The organism is Colwellia sp. MB3u-8 (assembly GCF_014076985.1).
Classification (GTDB): Bacteria; Pseudomonadota; Gammaproteobacteria; order Enterobacterales; family Alteromonadaceae; genus Cognaticolwellia.
In genome coordinates, this window is the sequence record NZ_JACGVA010000008.1 from 1 (window position 1) to 305 (window position 305).

Here is a 305-nt window from a genome sequence, read left to right on the forward strand (position 1 = left end):
AAAACAGTTTATTGAGGACGCGTAGCTCAGCTGGATAGAGTACCTGGCTACGAACCAGGCGGTCGCAGGTTCGACTCCTGCCGCGTCCGCCACTTTTCTTTAAGTGGCTAAATAATAAAGACTAGGAAGTATTAAGGCTAGTTAAAAAATAAATACTGTATAAGTTGGTCATCTCCTAAACATGAGATATAAAAAAACAGTTTATTGCGGACGCGTAGCTCAGCTGGATAGAGTACCTGGCTACGAACCAGGCGGTCGCAGGTTCGACTCCTGCCGCGTCCGCCACATTGAAAAAACCAGTCTTA

Annotated in this window: 2 tRNA genes; both read left to right on the plus strand. The window is 45.9% G+C overall.

Going from position 1 to position 305, the window contains the following annotated elements:
* The first annotated feature begins 15 nt into the window (after positions 1–15).
* Positions 16–92, plus strand: a tRNA-Arg gene (locus H4J54_RS00045).
* 116 nt (positions 93–208) lie between these two features.
* Positions 209–285, plus strand: a tRNA-Arg gene (locus tag H4J54_RS00050).
* Positions 286–305 lie beyond the last annotated feature (20 nt).